This is a genomic window from Occallatibacter sp., from assembly GCF_049802275.1.
In the GTDB taxonomy this organism is placed as follows: Bacteria; Acidobacteriota; Terriglobia; order Terriglobales; family Acidobacteriaceae; genus Telmatobacter.
Window position 1 is genome coordinate 1 of sequence record NZ_JBARMD010000450.1, and the last position, 5,245, is coordinate 5,245.

General features: G+C 56.3%; 4 protein-coding genes. All 4 read right to left on the reverse strand.

Annotated elements, in window-relative coordinates; genetic code table 11:
* Nucleotides 1–291 precede the first annotated feature (291 nt).
* On the reverse strand, nucleotides 292–1,200 hold the full coding sequence (locus WA354_RS15580; RefSeq protein ID WP_472813944.1) for a DUF2950 domain-containing protein: 909 nt from the start codon (nucleotides 1,198–1,200) through the stop codon (nucleotides 292–294).
* Nucleotides 1,201–1,318: 118 nt separating this feature from the next.
* Nucleotides 1,319–2,854 carry a DUF3300 domain-containing protein gene (locus tag WA354_RS15585; protein WP_472813941.1) on the reverse strand — a complete coding sequence of 512 codons (1,536 nt, stop codon included), beginning with the start codon at nucleotides 2,852–2,854 and terminating at the stop codon, nucleotides 1,319–1,321.
* Nucleotides 2,855–3,140: 286 nt separating this feature from the next.
* On the reverse strand, nucleotides 3,141–4,667 hold the full coding sequence (locus tag WA354_RS15590; RefSeq protein ID WP_472813942.1) for an arylsulfatase: 1,527 nt from the start codon (nucleotides 4,665–4,667) through the stop codon (nucleotides 3,141–3,143).
* 252 nt (nucleotides 4,668–4,919) lie between these two features.
* Complete coding sequence (locus WA354_RS15595; protein ID WP_472813943.1) at nucleotides 4,920–5,042, reverse strand: hypothetical protein; 123 nt, start codon at nucleotides 5,040–5,042, stop codon at nucleotides 4,920–4,922.
* Between the last annotated feature and the right edge of the window lie 203 nt (nucleotides 5,043–5,245).

A 5,245-nucleotide genomic window follows, 5' to 3' on the forward strand; every position in this document is an offset into this window, starting at 1 on the left:
TGTCTAAGTCCCCAAGGGCCTGCCTCTGGGCAGAAATAAACATTCCAATATGACTTGCAGCAACGCCATCCCGGTAATCTTCGGGATGGCGTTCCTGCAAGTGCGTGCCCTGTCTCACTCCTTCGAATCCGATCCGGCACGTCTAAGAGATTGGCAAGGAATCAAAAAGCAGCTGGAGCAGATGGCTCATCTACTCCAGCACAGTGTCTTTACAGTGGCCGGGAGGGCCTGGGCTCAGCAAGCCTTCATCGAAGAAGGTTCAGGCCAAGGCCAGGTCCGGCTGAATCGAACTCAGTTTTGGGCAAGGCTCCATGAGTGATCGGGATCAAACGCGGTCATCGCGGTCGCGGTGGCGGTAGTGGTCTTACCCAGGTCCTTCTGGAGCAGCACTCCATCCTGGTTGATGATGAAGGTCATAATCCCGGAATTGCCGTACTCCGACGGATAGGCGACAAATGCAAATCCACCAACCATCTTCCCATCAAGCGTGTAGTCCTTAGCGCCGCCCGGGGTATTTCCGGTTTGTTTATTGAGAATGCGGAAAAAGTAGCCATGGAAAGGCTGATGCGCATCCTGCTTCACGGTATACCCATCTGCGGTTGCGAACGCTGCCAGCGGTCCAAGCGGGCTTTGTGGCTGTCCAGCGGGTGAATCCCAGTACAATCCGTTCTGTTTTCCAGGATCACTGATGAACTTCTGTGCAAACTGCTTTGTAGAACCGCCATCGCGAGGCTGAGAGAAGTATTCGTATTGCGCATCAACCAGCCCGAGACAGACATCCATCACCGCCAGTTCATTCCGTCCAACGCGGCGCCTTAAAATCTCCTCTTCGCCTGCTCCCGCGTCAAAGAACCACTGCCCAGCGGCCGTTTTCCTCAGCGGAATGGGGAATGGAAAATTGTCAGCCCCAATCAGGAGGACTTGCGACCCGTCAGGCATCTTCCGCCAGCGATGCATCACGCCATATCCTTTGATGAATGCCTCAACCGCGGCCTTGTCCTGCACGGTATCGCTGGAATAGATGATCTTCTTTGATTCAGGGCCAAAGATTGCCAGTACTTCGTTTTGATCTCCTGACTTTGCTGCCTGCACTAGCGCATTGCCGGCGTCGTCGGGAGTAGCAAATACTTTGTACGAGGGCTTATCTGCCGTTTTGCAGCCAACAAATAGGACAATCAGACCCAGAACAAAAAACCAAATTGGAAGAGATGCCTAGCGAACATTGAGCGACATACTAAATCTCCAGAGACTTCTTTTGTTAGAACTCAGCTAACTCGATTGGTCGAAACTTCTTATGCAACTGAAGGGTTGCGCTTCTTCAACGACGGAAACCACCGCCACCACCACTGCGGCCACCCCAACCTCCGCCACCGCCCATGCTTGACGCGCCGCGAGCGCTTTCAGAGCGGGACTGCCAACCGCCCTCACCGCCGCCACCCCATGCTGACCCGCCACTTTTTTCCTGCCCTCCCCAACCCTTCGCCGCAGCAGAACCCTGACCCGAGTAGCTCGACGACGATTTCTGGCCTGAGTAGCTCGATGTGTTTGCTTTCTGGGTGTTATTCGAGTTCCCGCTCCAGCCGCTTCCGGTGTTGCTGTAGGTATTGCCATTCGCCGATGCGTACTTGTTACCATTTGAGGTCTGACCAACGGCGGCGGAATTGCCGTTTTTCCCCGTTGCACCGTAAGCTGAGCCGCCGTTGGAAGTTTGAATTTGCCCGGTCGTTCCGTTGGCGGTTGTCTGATGCTGACTGTAGGCTGTATTGCCATTCTTCGAAGCTGTCGAGGCCCCATAGCTTCCGTAAGCGTTTGAACCCTGCACGGTTGCGGCAGACGCCCCGGTTCGCGGGTTATACGCCTGCGCGGCGCCGGCTGAGCCATAGGCATTGGACGCCGATGCGCCACGGGCATAGGTTCCTGTCGAAGGGTTATAGGCTTGACCGGCGCTCGCGGTGCCGTATCCATTCGACGTTGTGACACCACGGCCGTAGGTCCCCGTCGCAGAGTTATACCCCGCACCGTAGTGGGTGACGTTGCCATAGCCGGAACCGTAGTAGCCACCATGCCACGCAGCGTTTCCGTAGTACGCTCCGCCGTGATACACAACCGTGGTGCTATGCCAGTTGCAATTCCAACTGCTATAGCCCCAGCCGTAGCCACCGCTCATCATCGCTCCGACAGCGATTCCAACTCCAAACGCAACCACGGCAGTTGTCGCCACGGCGGCAGCACTGTAGCCGGGAGTCACGTAGGGATATCCATAGACTACGGTCGGGTTGTATGTCGGGACATAGACCACCTGGGGATTCGTAGGCTGAATCACGATGGTCTGCGGTGACTGTTGCACAACCGTGATCTGCGATCCTGATTTCAGATTGCCGGCAGCTTGTGCTTTTGCCCGCAGCACCTGAACAGCCGTCATGACATCGGCGGCCTGGGTGTGGTAAGCCTCGCCCAACGACGATGTCCAACTCAAATTCTTCGCCAGGTTATCGAGCACCGATGGAAACTGTGTCAGCGCTTTCACGCTCGGGTCCCACGGCTGCTGATCGACGACCTTCATGAGATTGTTGCCAGTGAGGCTCGAATTCTGCTGAAGCCATCCGGCTGCCGCGTCAATCTGGTCCGGGAAGGTCGCAGCTCCAAGAATCTGCGCGACCAGGGCGTCCGGATACAGCGCAATAGGCGCAACCAGCTGCTGCAGATCTTCCGCCGTCAATGGAGCACCTTGTCCCGAATACCCAGCGGCCGGCTGCGCTGGTTCCTGAGCGCCCGCTTCAAACGGCGCTGTTGCTAGTACCAGCATGAAGCACAGTGCCAGTGACAAGAGCTGTTTCGCGAAAGTCCTGATCATGTTGTTTCCCTCCATGCCGCGCGACGCTTCGATATCCAGAGGACACCTCGTTCGAGCAGCATGATTCCTCCTGTTAATGCACCACAGATGGGAGCGAGTAGAAACTGTCATTTGTAACAGCTCGGGGGAACATTCGCTCCCCCACAGATGCTTTTGCCGGCTCGTTAAAGTGGTCGCCAAAAAACTCCCCGGCTTTCGCCGGGGAAATTGGGTTTCTGTCTTCGACTGTGATTATTTGCCTGCGAAGGGAGGCCCTTCTCGACCTCCCCTTTCTCCAGGTTCCTTGCTATTTACCCGTTGCGGAGGCATGTTGTGACAGCTGCGCCATCACCGCATCCAGGTTGAATGCGGCGGGTTTCTGCCGCGGCGGGAACTTGACGAAGTTCGCAATCTCTCCCGCCACTACCGCCTGCATCATGTACAGCTGGGGCACGTGATCGACCATCCAGTCCAGGTAGGTATTCGAATTGATCTCAGCAAGCTCGAACGGATCGCGTCGCAGGTTCACGATGTATGGCAACCGGAGCTTCACGAAAGGTTCTGCCCATAGCCGCATCGTATGCGCTCGTTGCACAGCCAGATTGAACTTATAGTCGCCAACCCGAACCGCCACCGCCTCCCCGTCGTCGCTCATGTACATGATCGCGTTTCTGGGGCTCTCCTTGGCAGCGCCAGTGATGTAGGCCGTCTGGTCTAAACCGTCGAGATGGACGTGGAAAGGCTTGCCGTCCACCGTGGTGCCGGCCTCCAGCTGCTTGGCAACGTCCGGATTGCCGGCAATTGTTAGCAGCGTTGGAAACATATCAATATGGGAGACAATGCCGTTCAGGACCGAGCCCGGCTTGATCTTCCCCGGCCAGCGCATGAAGCATGGAACACGCCAGCCCCCTTCCCAGTTCGTGTCCTTCTGCGCGCGGAACGGCGTGGTTGCGCCATCCGGCCAGGTGTCGTTCTCAGGGCCGTTGTCGGTGGAGTACATGACCACAGTGTTGTCCGCGATGCCCAGTTCGTCGAGTTTGTTGAGGATCTCGCCTATCTGCTCGTCGTGTACCACCATTCGATCGCTGTAAGGGTCCTGGCCGCTCTTGCCAAGGTTCTTCGCCGCAACGTGGGTGCGGAAGTGCATCGCCGTCGCGTTGTACCAGAGGAAGAACGGCTTGTCCGCCTTAGCCTGCTTCTCGATAAACCCGATAGCGCCTGCCGTGATCTCCTCATCGATCGTCTCCATGCGCTTCTTGGTCAACGGACCGGTATCTTCAACCTTCTGTTTGCCGACGACGCCCCACCGAGGCTCATCCGTCGAATCGAATGTATCGGTCGCAAAGCAGTGCAGCACGCCTCTCGGTCCAAAGGCTGCCTTGAACTTGGGATCCTTCGGATAGTCAGGCAATTCCGGCTCTTCTTCGGCATTCAGGTGATAAAGGTTGCCGAAGAATTCGTCGAATCCGTGCACGGTCGGCAGATATTCATTCCGGTCGCCGAGATGGTTTTTGCCGAACTGTCCGGTTGCATAACCGAGCGGCTTCAGCAGTTCGGCGATGGTCGGGTCTTCCTTCTGCAAACCAACCGTGGCCCCCGGCATTCCGACCTTGGTGAGGCCGGTGCGGATCGGGTTCTGGCCGGTGATGAAGCAGGCGCGCCCGGCGGTGCAGCTCTGCTGGGAGTAGTAGTCGGTGAAGTGGACGCCTTCGTTGCCGATGCGGTCAATGTTGGGGGTCCGGTAACCCATCATGCCGCGGCTGTGGTAACTGAGATTCCACAGGCCAATGTCATCACCCCAGAGGATCAGAATATTGGGTTTCTTTGTAGCCATGTCCAGTACCTTCCTTGTGCTGTTGAGCGGATAAATTTGCGGCACATCATTGAGCAGAACCTTCAGCTGCCTCTAATGAGCCAAAGTGCGTATTGCCGGGTCATCGATAGTGCGGATAGTCCGGCAACATCGCCATGAATGGAAACACCGCGCGCACTTTCAATTCACCGCGGTTCCTTCCCGGAGACAAATGCTAGGTGAGCCTGTTGCCGATGGGAACTGTCAAAACAGACAGATGCAGTGAGAAGTCACTTAAACAGATCCAGAAGAATTCACTCCGTGGCTGTAGCAACTGAGGTTGTTAATGCCGATATCATCGCCCCAGATGACGAGAATGTTCGGCTTCTTTGATGTTTCCTTCGCCTTGGTAGGCATCGTTTATCTCCTCCCCTTCACTTTGTGTTGAGATTGTGGACAGTCCGACGACAGACAGCTCAGCCAACCGAGCTACAGCCCGCACTGAGAACTAGTGAAACTGCGGGCGTTTGCCTGGCTTCTAAATAAGGCGTTTCGGCTCGAAATGCCGCCAGTCATGAATCAGCGGATCTAAAGCCCATTGACGCTCCTTCTCTGGATGC

Coding starts and splice junctions, on each gene's coding strand:
- WA354_RS15585 (WP_472813941.1), bottom strand. CDS start 2,854: ATGATCAGGACTTTCGCGAAACAGCTCTTGTCACTGGCACTGTGCTTC.
- WA354_RS15590 (WP_472813942.1), bottom strand. CDS start 4,667: ATGGCTACAAAGAAACCCAATATTCTGATCCTCTGGGGTGATGACATT.
- WA354_RS15595 (WP_472813943.1), bottom strand. CDS start 5,042: ATGCCTACCAAGGCGAAGGAAACATCAAAGAAGCCGAACATTCTCGTC.